Source organism: Actinoplanes sp. NBC_00393 (assembly GCF_036053395.1).
Taxonomy (GTDB): Bacteria; Actinomycetota; Actinomycetes; order Mycobacteriales; family Micromonosporaceae; genus Actinoplanes.
Genome location: NZ_CP107942.1, coordinates 2,646,781 through 2,664,063, shown reverse-complemented (window position 1 = coordinate 2,664,063; position 17,283 = coordinate 2,646,781). Strand labels below are relative to the sequence as shown.

Annotated in this window: 15 protein-coding genes and 1 pseudogene; 3 read left to right on the top strand and 13 right to left on the bottom strand. The window is 70.9% G+C overall.

The window, feature by feature from the left end:
- Nucleotides 1–26: 26 nt before the first annotated feature.
- From OHA21_RS12305 to OHA21_RS12275, 7 genes are all read right to left on the bottom strand, one after another.
- A complete protein-coding gene (locus OHA21_RS12305; RefSeq protein ID WP_328473366.1) occupies nt 27–779 on the bottom strand; it encodes a hypothetical protein in 753 nt (250 codons plus the stop codon).
- On the bottom strand, nt 776–1,477 hold the full coding sequence (locus OHA21_RS12300; protein WP_328473364.1) for an ABC transporter ATP-binding protein: 702 nt from the start codon (nt 1,475–1,477) through the stop codon (nt 776–778). Before OHA21_RS12300 ends, OHA21_RS12305 begins: the two co-directional genes overlap by 4 nt.
- Nucleotides 1,478–1,596: 119 nt before the next feature.
- Nucleotides 1,597–3,057, bottom strand: coding sequence for a family 43 glycosylhydrolase (locus OHA21_RS12295; RefSeq protein ID WP_328473362.1), 1,461 nt, complete (start codon nt 3,055–3,057; stop codon nt 1,597–1,599).
- Between the two features lie 8 nt (nt 3,058–3,065).
- On the bottom strand, nt 3,066–4,574 hold the full coding sequence (locus OHA21_RS12290) for a family 43 glycosylhydrolase (protein WP_328473360.1): 1,509 nt from the start codon (nt 4,572–4,574) through the stop codon (nt 3,066–3,068).
- A gap of 353 nt (nt 4,575–4,927) precedes the next feature.
- Nucleotides 4,928–5,476, bottom strand: a complete 549-nt coding sequence (locus OHA21_RS12285; protein ID WP_328473358.1) for an O-acetyl-ADP-ribose deacetylase — start codon at nt 5,474–5,476, stop codon at nt 4,928–4,930.
- Nucleotides 5,451–6,878: an NB-ARC domain-containing protein gene (locus tag OHA21_RS12280; RefSeq protein WP_328473356.1), complete on the bottom strand. Its 1,428-nt coding sequence runs from the start codon at nt 6,876–6,878 to the stop codon at nt 5,451–5,453. The genes OHA21_RS12285 and OHA21_RS12280 overlap by 26 nt, the downstream gene beginning before the upstream one ends.
- A gap of 162 nt (nt 6,879–7,040) precedes the next feature.
- A complete protein-coding gene (locus OHA21_RS12275; RefSeq protein ID WP_328473354.1) occupies nt 7,041–10,730 on the bottom strand; it encodes an nSTAND1 domain-containing NTPase in 3,690 nt (1,229 codons plus the stop codon).
- Between the two features lie 144 nt (nt 10,731–10,874).
- Here OHA21_RS12275 and OHA21_RS12270 point away from each other — a divergent pair, with 144 nt between their 5' ends.
- Nucleotides 10,875–11,210, top strand: a complete 336-nt coding sequence (locus OHA21_RS12270; protein WP_328473352.1) for a hypothetical protein — start codon at nt 10,875–10,877, stop codon at nt 11,208–11,210.
- A 251-nt stretch (nt 11,211–11,461) separates the two neighbouring features.
- Here OHA21_RS12270 and OHA21_RS12265 read toward each other — a convergent pair whose 3' ends face one another.
- On the bottom strand, nt 11,462–12,373 hold the full coding sequence (locus OHA21_RS12265; protein ID WP_328473350.1) for a LysR family transcriptional regulator: 912 nt from the start codon (nt 12,371–12,373) through the stop codon (nt 11,462–11,464).
- 122 nt (nt 12,374–12,495) lie between these two features.
- On the opposite strand from OHA21_RS12265, the gene OHA21_RS12260 reads away from it, so the two are divergent.
- Nucleotides 12,496–13,197, top strand: a complete 702-nt coding sequence (locus OHA21_RS12260) for an SDR family NAD(P)-dependent oxidoreductase (RefSeq protein WP_328473348.1) — start codon at nt 12,496–12,498, stop codon at nt 13,195–13,197.
- Complete coding sequence (locus OHA21_RS12255) at nt 13,197–13,544, top strand: hypothetical protein (RefSeq protein WP_328473346.1); 348 nt, start codon at nt 13,197–13,199, stop codon at nt 13,542–13,544. Before OHA21_RS12260 ends, OHA21_RS12255 begins: the two co-directional genes overlap by 1 nt.
- 22 nt (nt 13,545–13,566) lie before the next feature.
- On the opposite strand, the gene OHA21_RS52695 is transcribed toward OHA21_RS12255, so the two are convergent.
- The 5 genes and pseudogenes from OHA21_RS52695 to OHA21_RS12230 all read right to left on the bottom strand — a co-directional run bounded on the left by OHA21_RS52695 (nt 13,567) and on the right by OHA21_RS12230 (nt 17,218).
- The gene (locus OHA21_RS52695; RefSeq protein WP_442875161.1) at nt 13,567–13,836 is read right to left on the bottom strand and encodes a hypothetical protein; all 270 of its coding nucleotides are present in this window, start codon (nt 13,834–13,836) and stop codon (nt 13,567–13,569) included.
- Nucleotides 13,819–13,869, bottom strand: a pseudogene (locus tag OHA21_RS12245) (hypothetical protein); the annotation flags it as partial. The gene OHA21_RS52695 and the pseudogene OHA21_RS12245, both read right to left, overlap by 18 nt.
- A gap of 27 nt (nt 13,870–13,896) precedes the next feature.
- Nucleotides 13,897–14,796 carry an isopenicillin N synthase family dioxygenase gene (locus OHA21_RS12240; RefSeq protein WP_328473344.1) on the bottom strand — a complete coding sequence of 300 codons (900 nt, stop codon included), beginning with the start codon at nt 14,794–14,796 and terminating at the stop codon, nt 13,897–13,899.
- A gap of 3 nt (nt 14,797–14,799) precedes the next feature.
- On the bottom strand, nt 14,800–16,218 hold the full coding sequence (locus OHA21_RS12235; protein ID WP_328473342.1) for a M1 family metallopeptidase: 1,419 nt from the start codon (nt 16,216–16,218) through the stop codon (nt 14,800–14,802).
- Between the two features lie 10 nt (nt 16,219–16,228).
- A complete protein-coding gene (locus OHA21_RS12230; protein ID WP_328473340.1) occupies nt 16,229–17,218 on the bottom strand; it encodes a LacI family DNA-binding transcriptional regulator in 990 nt (329 codons plus the stop codon).
- Between the last annotated feature and the right edge of the window lie 65 nt (nt 17,219–17,283).

Here is a 17,283-nt window from a genome sequence, read left to right as displayed (position 1 = left end):
CTCGGCTCACGCTGCCTGTTCCCGGGTCAGGCGATGTCCATGCGCGGCAGGCGCACCGCAGCGATCAACAGCAGGACGCCGATCCACGCCAGCAGGCAGGCGGCGGCGGGCGGCCAGGCGAGATAGCCGTACGATCCGGGCGCGGCGATCCCGGCGAGGCTCTCCACGGCCGCCCCCGGAACCCAGCGCGGGACGTGCGCGGCGTACCAGTCACCGAAGAACGGCGCCACGCTCACCGGCGCGAGCGACAGAAGCCCGGCGAGGACGACCGCGACGACGCCTGAGCGCACCAGAACGGCAAGGCAGGCCGCCAGCAGACCCTGCACGATCATCGACGTGGGCAGGAACAGCACGAGTCCTCGAACCAGGCCGGGATCCGCGAGGTCGAGCGGTTCCGGCCCGCGCAGGATCAGCACGGTCTGGGCGGCGCCCACCGTAGCCGTGGCGGCGAGCAGACCCACGCCGAGTCCACCAGCGGTGATCAGCAGCAGTTTGGCGGCCAGCACCCGCCCGCGCCGGGCCGTGGCGACGAAGGTGGCCTGCCCCGTGCCGTGAAACTCGGTCGCGACCAGTCCGGCCGCCAGGAACACGTACGCCCAGGTAGCGAGCCCGGAGCTGTAGAAGATCACTTGGCGCTCGTCGACTGTGCCTACGTCGGCGACGGCGCTGATGAGCGCCGCCATCCCGGCGCTGACCAGCAGGATCAGGCTGGTTCCGACCCAGGTCGAGCGGAGTTCGCGCACCTTGAGCGCCTCCGATCGCAGCGTAGGCGTACTCATGCGGTGCTCCTTGCGGTCAGATCGACGTACGCGTCCTCGAGCGACGTTCCCGCGGCCAGGTCAGCGATGGCGAACTCACCGAGCAGCCGCCCGGCGCCGATCACCACGACACGGTCGGCGGTCTGCTGCATCTCCGCCATCAGGTGGCTGGAGACGAGCACGCACCTGCCCTCGGCAGCGAGCCGGCGCAGCAGCTGCCGCATCCAGCGCACGCCGTCCGGGTCCAGTCCGTTCACGGGCTCGTCGAGGATCAGGGTGCCCGGGTCTCCGAGGAGCGCGGCCGCGATCCCCAGTCGCTGCTTCATTCCGAGCGACAAGGCCGACACCCGGCGCGATGCCGCTCCCGACAATCCGACCTCCTCCAGCAGCAGGTCGGACCGGCGTTGCGGGATCCCACCCGCGGCCGCCAGCCAGCGCAGATGCCCCCGAGCGGTCATGCCGGCCGGCAGCCGCTGCGCGTCGAGCACCGCACCGGCGACACTCTGCGGCACCCGGTGACCGGACAGCGGGCGCCCGTCGATCGTGGCTGCACCCCCGGTCGGCCGGTCCAGGCCGACGATCATCCGCATGGTGGAGGTCTTGCCGGACCCGTTGGGCCCGACGAATCCGGTCACTTCGCCGTCGGCGGCCACGAACGACAGGTCGTCGACCGCGGTGACCGCCCGATGGCGTTTGGTCAGACGGATAGTTTCAATCATGTCTTCATGGCACAGAAGAAGCAGCTCAGGCCGCTACTAACTTTCGTCGGTGAACCCATGACGAACGACGGTGCGCAGCCGGAACCCGCCCCGGCGGTGGCCGGGGCGGGCGATTGCGGCTATTCGCCGGAGGGTGCGGTCAGGGTGACGCCGAGGCGTACGGGGGTGCCGAAGTTGGGTGTGCCGTCCGCGTTCCAGGTGAACTTCTGGGCCCTGGTCGAGCGGTTCATGTCGCAGCCGCCGCCCGCGGAGTCGTTGGCGTGGTAGACGATCCAGTCCTCGGTCCCGTCCGGGCTCTTGAAGAAGCCGTTGTGGCCGGGGGCGAACACCCCGTTGGCGTCGTTGCGCTGGAACACCGGGTTGGGGCTCTTGGTCCAGTGCGCCGGGTTCAGCGGGTCGGTGCCGGTCAGGGTGAGCAGGCCCAGCTTGTAGTCGGGGCCCCAGCAGGCGGACGCCGAGTAGACGACCATCACCTTGCCGTTGCGGTACAGCGGCTCGGGGCCCTCGTTGACCGCGCCGGTCTGCCGCTCCCAGGACAGCGTCGGAGAGCTGAGCCGCACGCGCGAGCCGGTGAGTGTCCACGGGTTGGTCAGGCGCTGGATGAAGTTGGACTGCCCGTAGGAGCCGCCGGCGTTGTAGGTGCCCATCAGGTAGAGGTTGCTGCCGACCATGAGCACGCTGGCGTCCAGCGCCCACTCGTTGCCGAGGTCGGCCTTGAACGTGTACGGCCCCATCGGGTCGGTGCCGGCCGACTCGAGCACGTGCAGGCGCTGGGTCGGGTTGTAGTCGGACACGTTCTGCCCGGCGGTGTAGTAGAAGTACCACCGGCCGTTGATCAGGTGGAACTCCGGCGCCCACATGTTGCAGCAGCCGTTGGCCCGCCCGGCCAGATTGAAGATCACCTGGTCGGCGGCCGTGGCCAGACCCGCGAGGGTGGCCGACCGGCGCATCGTGATGGTCGAGTTCCACGTGGTGGTGGCCAGGTAGTAGTAGCCGTTGTGGTGCTGCAGCCACGGGTCCGGGCCGTTGCGCTTGATCGGGTTGGTGAAGGTGCGCGCGGCGCTGGTCAGCGGGATCAGCTGCCACTGCTGGTTGGCGCCGTCGAGGTCCTGATATTGGGAGACCATGGCGCCGTCGGCGGTGGACCACTGCCAGACATCGAGGGCCTTGCCGCTGTTGCGGTTGATCAGGCGGACCAGGCCGCCGGCCGAGTCCGCGAGCCGGAACTGCTGACGGGCGTCGTTACGGTCGGTGTTCTGCACCAACTGGACACCGTCCGCCGTGGTCGGCAGGTCCAGGACCTTGCCGCTGTGCACCGACTGCACCCGGTACCAGCCACCGCCGGAGTCGAGGAACTTCCACTGCTGCCAGGCACCGTCGTTACGCGCGTACTGATTGATCGCGGCGCCGTCGCTGGTGGCCAGGTTGTAGACGTCGAGAGCCTTGCCGCTGTTGCGGTTGACCAGCACGTACGGCGTGCCGGTCTGTACGGTGGCCGCGTCGGCGGCGGTCGTGACGGCGATGGTGCCGCCGGTCGCCAGCAACAGGGTGGCCGCCGCCGTCAGAATGCTCTTTCTCATGTCAGCTCCTAGTAGACGAACGGCCAGCCGGCGGAGTCGTAGCCGAGCCGGTTGAGCCCGAGCAACGAGGCGCCGTTGTTGGCGTAGTAGTGGTAGACCAGCAGGTCACCGTCTGTGTCGCGGAGGACGGCCTGGTGGCCGGGGCCATGAATGTCGCCGTGCCCGGCGAGCACCTGCGTGCCGCCGCCGGAATTCATCGCCACACCGTTGCGGTCCACGAACGGTCCGTTCGGGCTGGCCGAGCGGCCGACCATGATTCGGTACGTGCTAGCCGCACCTTGGCAGCAGCGGTCGAACGACACCCACAGGTAGTAGTAGGAGCCGCGCTTGATCATGTGCGGCGCTTCGATCGCCCCGCCGTTGCGCCCGGCGATCAGACGGATGCCGGAGTCGGCGCGCAGGCCGGTCGACGGATTCAGGGCGATCTGCTGGAGGCCGGACCAGAAGGAGCCGAAGTTCAGCCACCAGCGGCCGGCGTCGTCGACGATCAGGTTCGGGTCGATCGCGTTGTAGTTGTTCGACGTGCTGGACTCGATGACCAGGCCCCGGTTGGTCCACGTTCCGGAGGCGCCCGTCGGGCTCGTCGCCAGGAAGATCGCCGAGCGGTTGGAGCCGAACGTGGAGGCGGAGTAGTACAGGTAGTACTGGCCGTTGTGGTACGAGATGTCCGGCGCCCACAGGTTGCGGCTGCCTCCGGTGTACGCGGTCGTCCACGGCGCCCCGTTCGGGAACGCGGCCCCGGCCGCCCGGAACGTCGTGCGGTCGGTGGAGGTGGTGAGCCGGATGTTGTCGCCGGTCTGCGCCACGATGTACGTACCCTGCGGGGTTTTGAGCATGGTGGGGTCATGCGTGCCGGTGGCGCCGGAGACCGCACCCGGTCCGGGGTAGGCCGGCGGCGGCACGGTCGGTGTCGTGGACGGCGGCGCGGGTGTGCTCGGAGTGGGCGTGGTCGGTGACGGGCCGGCGCCCAGCCGGACCAGCTGCCACTGCTGGTTGGCGCCGTCGAGGTCCTGGTACTGCGAGACCATGGCGCCGTCGGCGGTGGACCACTGCCAGACATCGAGGGCCTTGCCGCTGTTGCGGTTGATCAGGCGGACCAGGCCGCCGGCCGAGTCCGCGAGCCGGAACTGCTGACGGGCGTCGTTACGGTCGGTGTTCTGCACCAACTGGACACCGTCCGCCGTGGTCGGCAGGTCCAGGACCTTGCCGCTGTGCACCGACTGCACCCGGTACCAGCCACCGCCGGAGTCGAGGAACTTCCACTGCTGCCAGGCACCGTCGTTACGCGCGTACTGATTGATCGCGGCGCCGTCGGTGGTGGCCAGGTTGTAGACGTCGAGAGCCTTGCCGCTGTTGCGGTTGACCAGCACGTAGGAGGCGGCCGGGTCGACGACCGCGGCCGAGGCGGAACGCGTGGCCACCGCGACGCCGGCGGCGGTCACGGTGGCGAGGAGGGCGATCAGGGCGACACGTCGAGGTGCCCGTGATCGTCTCGGGGGATGAGCGGGGGATGTCATGGCGGTCCTTCGGTAGGGGGATCGCGACAGCCTGGGGATGACCGTCACGGGCAACCGGTTCGCCGTGGGGCGGCTCAACCTGGTTGAAACGCAAGCTCGTCAATGTTTTCGCTAACACGCGCGGCCCGTCAAGGCCCTACAGAACGCCAATTTGCCCCTGTTAGCGCAAACACGACAGGTCAGACGCCCGTCGACGACACGATGCCGGGACCGATTCGGCCGGGCCGATCGTGGCCGCGAGGGCGGCCTCACCAGGGGCGGGATCCGTACCGCAGGGCAACTGCTTCCGCCAGCGCTTCGTCGTGGTCCAGCTTCCCGAAGACCAGGGTCGCGTTCGATGGCATGGCCGAAACCTAACGGAAGGACGCCGAGCCGTGACCCCGGTCGTGTTCGAAGGCCTGGTGGACGCGTTCCGCCGCCTGGCGGGTCTGCTCGTCGAACAGCACTAGGCGCACCACCTCGACGGTGGTCGGCTCAGCGTGCAGGGCGGTCAGTGCCTGGACGACGGCGTCGTCCTTCGGCCATCGATACACGCCGGAGGAGATCAGCGGGAAGGCGACCGTCCGCGCGCCCAGTTCGGCGGCGACGGCCAGCGAGGTGGTGTAGCAGCTCCGGAGCAGCGGTGCGCGATCCTCGTCTCTGCTGAACACCGGTCCGACGGTGTGGATCACCCACCGGGCCGGCAGCCGTCCTGCGGTGGTCGCCACCGCGTGGCCGACCTTCAGGCCCTTGCCGTACCGGCTGGCTCGCAGTGCCCGGCACTCCTCCAGGATCGCCGGGCCTCCCGTGCGGTGGATCGCGCCGTCGACTCCGCCGCCGCCCAGCAGGGACGAGTTCGCCGCGTTGACGATGGCGTCGACCTGCTCGACGGTGATGTCACCGGTGACCAACTCGATCCGCACAGCGCTGCCTCTCCCGCCAAGGTGTGCTGATGGTAGCGAACCGGGTCAGGGCGGCCCGACGTTCCGGCGGTGGGTCCTCGTCGTGGGCGCGGGTGACGGCGTAGGCGCGGACGAGATCGTGGAAGGTGTACCGGCCCGGCGCGGTCTGCACGAGTAGGTGATCCCGGCGTAGACAGCACAGGAGTGTCTGGGCCGTGGCCCGATCGGTGTCGGCGAGGGCTGCGGCGGCGTACGCGTCGACGTCCGGGCCGGGGTGCAGGGCGAGCAGGCGCAGCAGCCGCCGCTGGTCAGGGGGTAGGCGCTGGTAGGACTGCTGGAGGGCGAGTTCGACGCGGGTGTCGAGGCGCCGGTCGTGGTGGCGTTCGTCGAGCCGGTCGGCGTGGTCGGTCAAGGTCCATCCCGGTGTGCTTTGCATGTGCGCCGCGATCGAACTCAGCGCCAGAGGCAGATAGCCGCAGCGCCGGACGATGCGTGCCGCGGCGTACGAATCCGCGCCGGCGGGAACGAGCCGGGTGAGAAATGCGATGGCTTCGCCGGGGGTGAACACGTCCACCGACAGGTGGGTTGCCGGGCGCAGGGCGGCCAGGCTGCGCCGGCTGGTGACCAGCGTGACGCTGCCCGGTCCGGCGGGAAGCAGCGGCCGGACCTGCTCGGTGGTGGCGGCGTTGTCCAGCACCACCAGGGCGCGGATGGCGGTGAGGCGGTCGCGGTAGGCGGCAGCACGCGCGTCGAGGTCACGCGGAATCTGCTGGCCGGGCATGCCGAGCAGGCGCAGGAACTCCTCCAGGACGGCGGCCGGCGGCTGTGCCGGGTCGGGATCGAAGCCGCGCAGGTCGGTGAAGAACACCCGATCGAACTGCTGCTCCTGGTGGAGCAGGCGCCCGGCGTGGACGGCGAGCCGGGTCTTGCCGACCCCCGCCATGCCCGCGATCACCACCGCGTCGCCGGTGCGCGCCGCGTGGCGGATCTGTTCCAGCTCGCGGGTCCGGCCGGTGAACCGGTCGCAATCCGGTGGGAGGTCGTCTCGGATCTGCACCTGGGACACCGAGTCGGTCTCTCCACCCACGACGCGCAACGCATGGCGCCACTGCGTCAGATAGCCGGTGTCCGGGTGCAGCGCCTGGACCACCGCGATCACCAGGTCGGTGTCGAAGCGGCGCCGGCCACGCTGGAAGCAGTACGCGATCGTGGACTTGCAGACCAGCTCGCCGGCCGGCCGGCCCGCCGCCGCCCAGGCCGCATTGACGCGGTTCTTGATCATCTCGTACGAGGGGTCACCGGCCCAGATCTTGAGCCGGCGCAGCCGCTCGACGAGATCGGCGACGCTGTCGGCCTGCGCGGGATCCGGCAGCGTCGCGCAGGCGCTTCCCGGCGTCCGCACCTGTTCCTCTGACAGCAACATCCCCCACCCCGCCGGCCGTCCAGGAGTGTCAGCCACACGGACAGGACGGCGGCGCCCCCGTTTCGACGCCCTGACCCGCGTGGCTGACAAACCCTGTCTAGCGGCGGGAGAGTTGTCTGGCCCCTGCTCGAGGGCATCAGACAAACAACGCCGGACAACGTCCTATCCGGGCTCGCGCAGATACTTGGCGCGTTCCTCGGGTGTGAAGTCCCTGGTGGTGCGCTGCTGTGCCAGTGCGAGGACCTCGGCGATCGGGTCGCACACCTCGCAGGGCGTGAACCGGACGGTTGCCCCGTACACCGTGATGAGCTGCCGGCCGTCGGCGCTGAACGCGATCTGCCGGGCGCCACCGGGATGCTCGGGAGTCAAGGCCTCTCCGCGGCCGTCCGTGTTCCACACGCGTACGACGTCGTCCGAGCCGACGCCGGCGATCAGGTTGCCATCCTGGCTGAAGGCGATCGCCACGATCCGCCCGACCGCGCCGGTGAGCACGACCGGATCCTCAGCCCCGGCGATGGTCCAGATCCGGACTGTCCCGTCCTCCTCCGCGACGGCCAGCGAACGCCCGTCCGGGCTGAACCGGGCAAGATCGACAGGCCCGTTCCGGCCGGTCAGCCTCCGCACGACCCGGTCGGCGGCCGGATCCCACACCACCTGCTCCGACGGAATCGCCACCAGGGTGGCGTCCGGGCTGACCACGATCGGTGAGGAGGTGTACGCCTGGCCGACCACGTGCCGGCCGTCGTTCCACCGCACCAGGATGTCGCTGTCTCCGCAGTCGACGGCGAGCATGCGCCCGTCGTTGCTGAGGGTGACCTTGTTGGGGAGCATCAGTTCGGGCCGGTGCGGGCAGTCGAGAGTCGTGGGCTCGGCGCCTGTCGTTTCCTCCCACCGGTAGATCCGTTCACTGCTGAGGGTCGAGGCCGCCACGGCGCGTCCGTCCGCGCTGACGCTCAGGGAGTTCAGACGCGGCGGGACGTTGCGCAACAGCGTCGCGCTCCGCGGCGTACGGGCTGGGAAGACTGCGATCGTGCCGGGCTCGGCAGGCGCCGCCGCGTAGTTGCCGTCCTCGCTGAGCTGCGCCGGGCCGTACCCCGCGGGAAGGGTGACCGTGGCGGGATCCGCGGCGCCGGTGGTGTCCCACACCCGCACGGTGGAGTCTTGACTTCCCGATACCAGCCGGCGCCCGTCCGGGCTGAATGCCAGGTCCAGCACAGGATTCTTGTGCCCGCGCAACGCCAGGCTGTTCGTGCGGTCGGTGACGTCCCACATCCGGATGGTCCGCTCGTTCGTGCCGGCGGCGATCCGGCGCCCTTCGGGACTGAACGCCACGCTGGTATAGGTCTGCTCCGGGCCGCGGTAGACCTGCGGGCCGGTGCGCCCGTCGACGGGCCAGACCGTGACCGTCTCGGCGCCGGCGACGGCAACACCGTGACCGTCGGCGCTCATGGCCACCGCAACGGGAGCAGCCACCTTGAGCTGACGGATCACCACCGGGGCGTCCCGGCCGAGGTCCCAGATCCGTACGACGCCGTCGTCCGAGGCGACAGCCAGGCGACCACCTGGGCCGAAGGCGAGGTCGACGACATCTCCCGTGTAGCGCACTGCTTTCGGCGCTCGGCCGCGACTGGTGTCCCAGACGTGAACGTGCGAGTCGGTGCCGAGCGCGGCGACCCAGCGGCCGTCCGGGCTGTACGTCACGGCACGGGTCATTGCCCGTAGCCCGCCGCGGGTGACGATCGTGGGCACCTCCGGGTTCAGCAGCCGTACCGCGTCGCCGTCCCCCGGCCGCCACAGCACCATCTGCGTCTTGCCGATCTGCGGGTTCCAGCGGGCGATGGCCAGTTTCCCGTCCGGGCCGAATACCGCATCGACGCCGTGGCCGGGCGCGGTGACCGCAGATGTGCGGCCTTGCAGATCCCAGACCTCGACCACGCCGTCCAGGTCGGTGCTGACCACGCGGGAGCCGAAGACGTCGACCGAGTGCACGACCGTCTCGTGCGCCCGCATCGTGAACGTCGAACGGGCGTCGGCCGTCGCCTGCCGCAACACCGACTCCGTCTCCGGATCCGGATGGAGACGGTAGGCCCGCGACGCGAGCAGCAACGCCAGTTCCGGATCGGTCATCCGCTCGGCCCGCGCGCCCGCCGCCAACTTCTGCGCCACGGCCCAGTCCCGTTCGGAGGTCGCACGGCGCGCCGACACTACTGCCGCGGCCGCGAGCACGCAGACGACAGCCATGACCGCGGCCAGGCCGGCGAACAGCCGGCGGCTGCGGCGCTGGCGCACCCGGGCCTCACGGTCGCGTAGCGCCTGGCTCGCCTCCAGGAACTCGCGTTCCGCACCGGCCAGGTCGACGATCTTCGCCTCCACCGCAGTGGACAGCCGCAACCCCCGGTACAGCGCGCCTTCGTCGCGGCCGAGCGACTCCCAGGCGGCGGCCGCCTCGGTGAGTTGGCGGTGCAGCCGCAGGCCGGCCCGGCTCTCCTCCACCCAGCCACGCAGCCGCGGCCAGGCTCGGATCAGCGCCTCGTGCGCGATCTCCACGGTGTCACGGTCGGTGCTGACCAGCCGCGCGGCGGTGAACGCGTCGATCACCGCCGGCGCCAGCTCGATCGTGTCCAGTTCGGCCCGGGTCAGCCGCCGCCGGGTGATCAATCCGTCCGCGCCGACGTCAACCATCCGCAGCAGCACCCGTTGGGCCACCAGGCGTTCGGCTTCGGACAGCTGCTCGTACGCCTGCTCTGCGGTGTGGGCCACCGCCCCGGCCACCCCGCCGGCGGCCTGGTATCCGGCCAGGGTGACCATCGCGCCCTGGCGGCGGCGCCACGCCTCGCGCAGCGCGTGCGCCGCCAGTGGCAGCGCGCCCGGGGAATCGGCCACCTCGGCCACGATCGTGGCCACCAGCGCCCCCTCCACCCGGGCCCCGCACTGCTCGGCCGGCCTGGTCACCGCCTCGCGCAGCTCCGCCGGGCTCATCCCGCCGATCAGCACCTGCGCGTCCGCCAGCACGGCCAGCAGCTCGGGGTGCTCGGTGAACCGGGCGTAGTGGTCGGCGCGCACCGCCAGCACCACCCGCGCCCGGCTGTCCGGCTCCCGGCACATCGCCAGCAACGCCGCCACGAAATCCGCCCGCTCGGCCGGATCAGCGCAGGTCGCGAAGGTCTCCTCGAACTGATCCACCACCAACAAAAGATCTTCGGGTACGCCGCACAGGCCCTGCCGCACCAGCAGATTCGCCTGCGCCGGGTCCTTGCGCAGCTCCTCCGGCAGCCCGGCGGCCGACACACCGGCATGCCGCGCGAGATGTACCGCCAGCTCTTCGATCGGGTGCGCACCCGGCGTCAACACCACCGCCGGCCCACCGACCGCCGGGACCAGCCCCGCCCGGACCAGCGACGACTTACCGGTACCCGACGGCCCGAACACCGCCAGGAAACGCCGCTGCCCGAGCCGGCGCACCAGGTCGTCCACCAGCGTGCTACGGCCGAAGAACAGCTGCGCGTCCTCCGGCTGGAACATCGCCAGCCCCGGATACGGCGACCGCCCGTACCCGTTCGCCGCAGCCGGGTCCCCGGCGGGCGCCACGCTCAGCCGTTCCGCCTCCCGCCAACGCCGCTCCCAATCGACGAGATCACCGTCGCACGCAGCAACGTACGCAAGAGTCACCTCCAGCGTCGGCAACCGCCGCCCCGACGCCGCCGCCGACAACGTCGCCACCGAATAGTTCGCCCGCGCGGCCATCTGCCGGTAACCCGGCTTGCCGGCCTTCTCCCGCAACTGCCGCAGCCCCGCCGCGAACTGGGCGATCGGACCGTCGAGGTCGCCCAACGGTCGCTCCGGCCTCGGCATCCCCGACCTCCCCCAGTCGCGCCGCGATCCATCGCCCATTGTCGTTGCGTTGTCCAGCGTTGTTTGGCCGGCAGCCCGGGGCAGGGCCGGACAGCCGTCGCGCATCAGACAGCGGCCTGGTCAGCGGTGCGAAGGCGACTCAAGATGGAACAGCTCAACGGGCTGTTGAGCCCGGCGAACCGCAAACGCGCCCACGGCGAGGTCGGCGCGTATCGCGCCGGCGAGCCTTATCCCGTGATCGGCAGAACGGGCGGCGCGGGGCTTGCTGCCACCTGGCGGCAGGCGCGCATCAGCTCGGCCCCTGCCGTACGCCACTGGCGGCCGCCGTCCTCGGCGCTGCGGCCCATCACGGTGGCACGCTGCGTGATCGCTGCGTTGTCGCTGCGCCGCGCCGACCGCTCGACGGTGTCGGCCAGCTGCAACCGCGCCGGCGCATCAGTCGCCCCGCGCCAGCCCGAACGGAACTTCGCGCACGCTTGACGGGCGCTCGGGTCGAACCCGGCGGGATGATCACGCGAGGTGTCGGCCGCGGTTGCGGTTCGCTGGTCACAACCTGCCACCCCGGACAGCGGCAGGATCAACACCAAGGCGGCGAACCCACGACCCCACCGCAAGCCAATCATCATGCCCATGGCCTCGCCATACCCACTGACCTGGCCCGCGGTAGCCGAAGTCACCCGGTCGAGCTCGAATCCGCACAGCGGCCGGCGGGCGACCGTGGCGTCCCGAAACTAGCGGTGCGGATCGCCGGCGGGGATCCAGACGCCCGGTTCGTCGAGGCAGAGGCGGCCGATCGAGCGGGTCAGCGCCTCCGCCACCGCGCGCACCGCCGGCCGCGGCTCGTCGCGGCGACTGACCAGCGACCACGTCCAATAGGGTTTCGGGCCTTCGATCGGGCGGGCCACCAGGTCGGGCGGGACCGGCGTGGTCTGGCTCTTCGGGTTGTTGACGACCGGGCGGCCGAGCCGGCGCACGTGGTCGAAGAACGCGGGCCCGGTGACACCGCCTTCCGCGACCGGCACGGCCCGCGCACCGGTCTCCTCGGCCATCGCCGCGGCCCAGGTGTTCCACGACGACCAGCTGCTCTCGTCGGCGTCGAGCAGCACAACGGTGTCGCGGGCCCGCACCGGGGTGTCGGCGCTGCCGGTGCTCACCGCGAACAGCCGGTCGGTGCCGAGCAGCCGCGCTTCGAGGCCGTGCTTGTCGAGGGTGGCCGCGGAGGCCCAGCAGATCGCCAAGTCGAGGCCGCCGTCGGCGACGCGGCCGGCCTGGGCGTGGGACGGCAGCACCCACGCGTCGACGAGGAGCTGGGCGATGCCGGCGGCGCGGTCCTCCAGGTCGGCGGGGCGCCAGTTGACGTATCCGAGGCGTACCGTCTCGTTGGCGGCCAGGCCCAGCGCGGTGCGCCGCAGCTGGTCGGCCTGGTCGAGCAGCGCGACGCTGCGCGGCAGCAGGGCGGTGCCGGCGGCGGTCAGGGTGACCGAGCGCCGGTCCCGCTCGAACAGCTGGACCCGCAGGTCACGCTCCAGCGCCTTGATCTGCTGGGACAGCGACGGCCCGGCGATGCGCAGCCGCGCGGCCGCCTTGGCGAAGCTCAGCTCCTCGGCGACGGCGACGAAATAGCGCAGCTGGCGAAGCTCCATCGGCCCAGCTTACGGCTGATAGGCGCAGCCTCTCAGGCAGGAGAAAACCGGACGTGCCGATGCCCTCGCGGCGACCGACTCTTGCTCCAGTCCCAGCGGTTCACCTGCAACGAGGAGCAGAAATGTCCAAGGTCGTAGTCGTCACCGGAGCATCACAGGGCATCGGCGCCGCCACCGTCACCGCGTACCGCAAGCTCGGCTGGAACGTGGTCGCCACCTCGCGCTCGATTCAGCCGTCGGACGATCCCGGTGTGCTGGCCGTGCCGGGTGATCTCGCCGATCCGGCGGTCGCCGCCCGGATCATCGAGGCCGGACGCCGGCATTTCGGGCGCGTCGACAGCCTCGTCAACAACGCGGGCATCTTCATCGCCAAGCCGTTCGCCGACTACACCGGCGAGGACTTCGACGCGATCACCGGAGTCAACCTGCGGGGCTTCTTCGCGATCACGCAGCAGGCGGCCGGCGCGATGGCCGAGCAGGGCGGCGGGCACGTCGTCACGATCACCACGAGTCTGGTCGATCACGCCAACTCGAGCCTGCAGTCGGCGCTCGCTTCGCTGACCAAGGGCGGCCTCGCGGCCGCGACGAAATCATTGGCGATCGAGTACGCGCGACGCAATGTCCGCTTCAACGCGGTGTCGCCGGGCATCATCCGTACGCCCATGCACCCGGCCGAGACCCACGAGTTCCTCTCCGCCCTGCACCCGGTCGGCCGGATGGGCGAGATCTCCGACGTCACCGACGCGATCGTCTACCTGGAGAACGCGCCGTTCGTCACCGGCGAGATCCTGCACGTCGACGGCGGCCAGAGCGCGGGTCACTGATGAGCGACCTGACAGCAGTGACCGGTGTCCTCGACGCCTGGCAGAAAGGCATCGAGCAGCACCGTCCGGACGACGTGGGCGCGCTCTTCACCGAGGACGCGATCTTTCAGGGGCTCCGGCCGTACTCGGTGGGCCCGGCCGGGGTGGCCGCCTACTACGACTCGCAGCCGATGGGAATGACCGTCGAATACCGCATCCGTGAGGTGCGCCGGCTCGCCGAGGAGGTGCTGCTGGGCTGGGCCGAGGCGGACTTCCACTTCGTCGACGGCCGCGACCCGGTCCAGGTCAACCTGACGGTGGTGCTGACCGGCGGCCTGATCAGCCACTATCACGCGAGCCGCCGCTGACGCGGCCGGCCGGGGCCGCTGCTCAGCGGTCCCGGCCGCGGTAGCCGATGGAGCCCTCCCCCACCCGCTGGTAGGCGCCGAGGAAACCGCCGTCGCCGAACGCGACCGTGCCGCTCCAGCCCTCCGCCGCGGAGAACCGCTGCGCCTCCTTGGCCACCGAGTCGCGCCCCATCAGCCGGCCGCGGAACTCCCTCGGCCGCTCACCGGGCTGCCGGCGCCAGCCGTAGAAGGCGGCCTGCTGCTGCTCGAACGTGATCGCGTACTCGGTGCCGGAGCTGTCCGCCCACGCCACCTGGTCGAGGACGCCCTGCTCGCCGCGGTCGGTGCACGCCGCCGTTCATCCGGACGTAGATCATGGGTTTAGGTGCACCTGCCGGCGCAGTTGCGGGAAGACGTGGGACACCTTGCTGATCAGGTAGTCGCCGTACGTACCGGGCAGGGGTGGGATCTCGGCGGTGAAGTCCGGGTCGAAGAAGAACGGGAAGGACAGCCGGTCGCGGCCGCTGAGGTTGCGGACCCGATGCGGAGTCGAGCGGTAGTAGCCGTCGGTCACCCGCTCGAGCATGTCGCCGATGTTGCAGACGAAGGCGCCCGGGATCGGCGGCGCGTCGATCCAGCCGTCGCCGGAGCGGACCTGCAGGCCGCCGTTGTCGTCCTGGGCCAGCAGGGTGAGCAGGCCGTAGTCGGTGTGCTCGCCGACTCCCCAGTCGTCGCTGTCCGGTGGTGCCGGTGGGTAGTGGAAGATCCGGAACAGCACGGTCGGATGTGCGGTGTAGCCGTCGGCGAAGTAGTCGGCGTCGAGGTCCAGGCTGAGCGCGACGCCGCGCAGCACCGCCTGCGCGGTCGCGGTGAGCGCCTCGAGGTAGTCGAGCACCGCGTCCCGCAGCTCCGGCACCTGGCGGGGGAACAGGTTGCGACCGTGCAGCGGCAGCCCGGCGCGCACCCGGGGATCGTCGTCGCCGAGTTCCTCGCCGAAGTACAGGCCCTCCTTGCGGTCCGGCCGGCCGGCGGTCAGCTCGGCGCCGACCGGGAAGAAGCCCCGCCAGGCCGTGCCGCCGTGCTGCATGGCGATCTCCATCTTGTCGGCCTCGGGCAGGCCGAAGAACCGCCGGGCGGCGGTGTCGAGCCGGCCCTGCAGCTCGGCCGGCACCCCATGGCCGACGACGTAGAAGAAGCCGCTGGCACGGCAGGCGCGTTCGATCTCACCGGCGAGCATGCTCGCCGGTGAGGACAGGTCGACGACGGGCAGCACGGCTCAGGGGTGCGCGGGCTTCGACGGCGTGTAGAGCCATGCGGTGAACAGGGCACCGAGGTCGCGGCCGGAGACGCGTTCGGCGTGGGCGATGAACTGCTCGGTGGTCACGTTGCCGTTGCGGTGGATCTGCGCCCAGGACCGCAGGATGCGGAAGAACTTGGCGTCGCCGACGGTCAGCCGCAGGGCGTGCAGGGTCATCGCGCCGCGGTTGTAGACGGCGCCGATGAACAGGTTCGGCGGTCCGGGGTCGGCGACCTTCGACTTCCACAGCGATGAGGTGGCCGGGGTCGCGTACAGCTGCTCGAAGGACTCCTGCGCGGTGCCCAGGCCCTCACGCTCGCTCCACAGCCATTCGGCGTACGACGCGAAGCCCTCGTTGAGCCAGATGCCCGCCCACCGGTCCAGCGCGACGCTGTTGCCGTACCACTGGTGGGCCAGCTCGTGCACGACGACGCTGTCGCCGTCCTCCTGGTTGTCGAAGTCCTCCGGCGTGTAGATCGGGCGGCCCTGGGTCTCCAGCGCGTAGCCCCAGTCGCCCTCGGCGTCCACGACGCCGCCGGCCGCACGCATCGGGTACGGCCCGAAGTAGCCGGACAGGAACTGGATGATCTCCGGCTGGCGGGCGAACGATTTGGCCGCCCTGGCGTACCGCTCCGCGGAAAGCGCCGGGTCGATCGCGTCCAGGAACGTGATCCCGTTCCTGCGGTAGGAGGTCACGTCGAAGTCGCCGATCGCCGCCATGGCCAGATAGGTCGCCATCGGCTCGCGCTGCTCCCAGCGCCAGGTGCTCCAGCCGCCGGCGGTCGACCGGCCGGCCGGGACGCCGTTGGAGATCGCCTGCACGTCCTTCGGCACGGTCAGCGCGATCGAGAAGGACGCCTTGTCGCTCGGGTGGTCGTTGGACGGATACCACGCCTGCGCGACATCCGGCTCGCCGAGGATGACCACGCCGTCGGTGGTGGTGAAGGCGCCGCCGTCGCCGAGGTCCGGGTCCTGGATCACTTTGGGCACGCCGTCGTAGACGATTTTCGTGTCGAAGACGTGTCCCTTGGCGAGCGACCGGCCCGGCGTCACGGTGAGCTCGGTGCCGTCGCGCGAGAACTTCGCCGGGCGGCCGTCCACGGTGACCGACCGGACGGTCAGGCCGTCGAGGTCGAGGTTGAAGGCGGACAGCCGCTGGGTCGCCCGGGCCTCGATCTTCACCACGCCGGCCAGCGCGTCGGTGGCCGGCGTGTACCGGATCGCCAGGTCGTAGTGCTTGACGTCGTAGCCGCCGTTGCCGTCCAGCGGGTAGTAGGGGTCACCGATGCCGATCGCGCCCGGTGTCCCGGGGTGGAAGGTCGCGCCGGCGGGCGTGCCGGGAAGCACGACAGACGTCGACACCGTGAGGACCAGAGCCAGAGCCAGCTTCCGCACCATGAGGATCAAGCTATCGGCCGCGGCCGATCGCCGCATCGCCGCGATGGACAAGCTTCGTCGGCAGAACGACCCGGCGGGCCTCCGCCGTGCTGCCACCGATCCGGTCGAACAGCAGGGTCGCCGCCTGCCGGCCGAGCTCGACCGCGTCGTACGTGATCAGGGCGACCGGACGGGGAAGCAGGTCGACCAGCTCGACGTCGTCGAAGCCGGCGATCCCCACATCGCCGCCGTGCGCCGCGGCCGCGTGCAGGACTCCCACACAGATCCGGTTGTTGTCGGCGAAGACGGCGTCGGCGTCGACCGGCTCGGTGAGCAGCTCGGCAGCGGATCGGGCCGCGGCCGTGACGGTGTGGTTGCCCAGGCTGATCAGCGCGGGGTCGCACGGCAGTCCCGCGTCGGCGAGCGCCTGCCGGTAGCCGGCCTGGCGTGCCGCGCCGGTGTGCACGGCCGGGTCGCCGCCGAGAAACGCGATGCGCCGGTAGCCGGCCGAGATCAGGTGCGCGACCGCGCTGCGGGCGCCGCCGAAGCTGTCGAGCACGACCGAGTCGGCGGGCACGCCCGGCGGGACGCGGTCGATGAAGACCATGGGCGCGCGGCGGGCGAGCTCGTGGTGCAGGTCGACGTGGTCGTGGGCGGTCGGCACGACGAGCAGGCCGTCGACGCGGCGGCGGACGAGGTCGCGCAGCAGGTCGCGTTCCTGGTCGTAGTCCTGGCCGGTGCTGCCGACGACGAGCATGTGGCGGTGGCGGCGGGCAGTCTCCTCGGCGCCGCGGATGATCGCGGACCAGAACGGGTTGCCGGGGTCCTCGATGACCAGGGCGATGGTGTTGGCGGCCTGGCCGGGCCGCAGCGTGCGGGCGATCTCGTTGCGGTGGAAGCCGAGCTCGGCGATGGCGCGTTCGACGGCGGCCCGGGTCTCGGGCCGGATGTAGCGCTCGTCGTTGACGACCCGCGAGACCGTCGCCTGGCTGACGCCGGCCGCCTTCGCAACGTCACGCATGGTGGGCTGCCGCATGAAATCCCCTCGGTTGACCGGGCCAAGAGTAATTGATTACGTTCTATGAA

What these genes read in the sequence shown, in the direction of transcription:
- OHA21_RS12305 (WP_328473366.1), bottom strand. Translation starts at nt 779, where the DNA reads ATGAGTACGCCTACGCTGCGATCGGAGGCGCTCAAGGTGCGCGAACTC.
- OHA21_RS12300 (WP_328473364.1), bottom strand. Translation starts at nt 1,477, where the DNA reads ATGATTGAAACTATCCGTCTGACCAAACGCCATCGGGCGGTCACCGCG.
- OHA21_RS12295 (WP_328473362.1), bottom strand. Translation starts at nt 3,057, where the DNA reads ATGAGAAAGAGCATTCTGACGGCGGCGGCCACCCTGTTGCTGGCGACC.
- OHA21_RS12290 (WP_328473360.1), bottom strand. Translation starts at nt 4,574, where the DNA reads ATGACATCCCCCGCTCATCCCCCGAGACGATCACGGGCACCTCGACGT.
- OHA21_RS12280 (WP_328473356.1), bottom strand. Translation starts at nt 6,878, where the DNA reads ATGTTGCTGTCAGAGGAACAGGTGCGGACGCCGGGAAGCGCCTGCGCG.
- OHA21_RS12275 (WP_328473354.1), bottom strand. Translation starts at nt 10,730, where the DNA reads ATGCCGAGGCCGGAGCGACCGTTGGGCGACCTCGACGGTCCGATCGCC.
- OHA21_RS12270 (WP_328473352.1), top strand. Translation starts at nt 10,875, where the DNA reads ATGGAACAGCTCAACGGGCTGTTGAGCCCGGCGAACCGCAAACGCGCC.
- OHA21_RS12265 (WP_328473350.1), bottom strand. Translation starts at nt 12,373, where the DNA reads ATGGAGCTTCGCCAGCTGCGCTATTTCGTCGCCGTCGCCGAGGAGCTG.
- OHA21_RS12260 (WP_328473348.1), top strand. Translation starts at nt 12,496, where the DNA reads ATGTCCAAGGTCGTAGTCGTCACCGGAGCATCACAGGGCATCGGCGCC.
- OHA21_RS12255 (WP_328473346.1), top strand. Translation starts at nt 13,197, where the DNA reads ATGAGCGACCTGACAGCAGTGACCGGTGTCCTCGACGCCTGGCAGAAA.
- OHA21_RS12235 (WP_328473342.1), bottom strand. Translation starts at nt 16,218, where the DNA reads ATGGTGCGGAAGCTGGCTCTGGCTCTGGTCCTCACGGTGTCGACGTCT.
- OHA21_RS12230 (WP_328473340.1), bottom strand. Translation starts at nt 17,218, where the DNA reads ATGCGTGACGTTGCGAAGGCGGCCGGCGTCAGCCAGGCGACGGTCTCG.